The organism is Dysgonomonas termitidis (assembly GCF_042654545.1).
In the GTDB taxonomy this organism is placed as follows: domain Bacteria; phylum Bacteroidota; class Bacteroidia; order Bacteroidales; family Dysgonomonadaceae; genus Dysgonomonas; species Dysgonomonas termitidis.
Genome location: NZ_JBHSGN010000048.1, coordinates 1 through 1,384 on the forward strand (window position 1 = coordinate 1; position 1,384 = coordinate 1,384).

Sequence of the window (1,384 nt, forward strand, 5' to 3'; positions counted from 1 at the left end):
CGCAGGAAGGCTGAGCGCAAATCACGTAAGATATCCCAAAGTACACAGGGCAGGCTTCCCGTGACTTATATACGTGAGTCCAGGCGGGAACTGAGTGAAAGGATGGCTTCAACCATACGCCATAACCGGGCCAGAGGTACCCATGACATAAGCCTGATGTCGGAAATCGTAAGGGAACTGATCTCCATAGGAAAATCCGGCACATGGATATCGAAACATATCGGGATGGACATGGATGAAATACTGCGCTTAAAGCAATTGACCGGGCTGGCCGCTTTATTTGCAGACCGGGAGTTTTCGGTAAGGGATATGGAAAAAAGATGAAAAAGGATGAAAAAAGAAAAAACGGAAGACAGCATAGTTTGCAGATCATTCAGGCTGCACCTGCCGCAGGGCCGTACCGCGGATATAACCGTGGAAGGCAGTACGCCCGCCGACTGTTATCTGACAGCAATGCGGCGGACGGCTACACAGTATCCGGGCTGGAGGAGTATAGAGGTAATAGCGTGCTATGATCCGGAAAGCACCGGTTACGTATTTGAAACTAATTTTTAAGCTTATTACAAATGATCACTTGTTAATAATTAACATTATCGCAACTATATGCACCTATAGTTGTGAAATAGACAATAAACGGGTAAAAATGGGTAATAGTATTTTGATTACCATCTCCTGCTTTTCCTGTTACTTTGTATTAGTACAATATCCGGCTTCCAGAGATGCCAGAATCCTTACGCTTACGACGGTGATTTGTTTGAATTTGTTTACACTTATTCCGTCCGGGAGGCATTCTGTTTATACGGGCCGGCGCTGGTATATTTAATGGAATCCTATGATAAGACTATACAGTTTAAGCAGATTTTCCGCCGTTTTTCCTTGGATGCGGGCTTTCATTTTTCCGCCTGGAAATTTGGAAGTTAGCCGTCTTTTGAGAGAGACTAACCTTAGCCTTGTTACAGGGGCGTCCGTCTTACACGCGCCTGAAATATACCTATATATTTGTAAACGCCAAATCAAGCATGCTGTTTGCGGCATCTTTGATCTGGCGTTTCCGTGTTCCTGTATCCACCACTTTACACACGCTTCAGCCGTATTCCTGCGGATGCCGATTTGGCAATGCCGTCGGTTCGCCGGAGCTAATCCGTTAATTATCCAACCAATTACACGACGCCTGACAGGAATAGCGTGATATAACAGACTACAAAAATATGAAAAAGAGAACAGACATAAGCCCGGCCTACCTGCGGCATTCGTTGCTTGTGATAGCTGTTTTGCTGTCCATCCTTTCACCCGCGGTTATCCGTGCGCAGGCTTCCCCTGCTGCTGCCATAAACAGTATCGACCCTTATGCCGCTAAAGTGTTTTACTTCCCCTACGCCAAGGC

1 protein-coding gene and 1 pseudogene are annotated in these 1,384 nt (G+C 46.2%); both read left to right on the forward strand.

The genetic code is table 11. The annotated features are described in order from the left end of the window. Positions 1 to 324 (forward strand): annotated as a pseudogene (locus tag ACFO6W_RS05650) (chromosome partitioning protein ParB); the annotation flags it as partial. Between the two features lie 6 nt (positions 325 to 330). Further along, complete coding sequence (locus ACFO6W_RS05655; RefSeq protein WP_379994406.1) at positions 331 to 555, forward strand: hypothetical protein; 225 nt, start codon at positions 331 to 333, stop codon at positions 553 to 555. Positions 556 to 1,384: the final 829 nt, after the last annotated feature.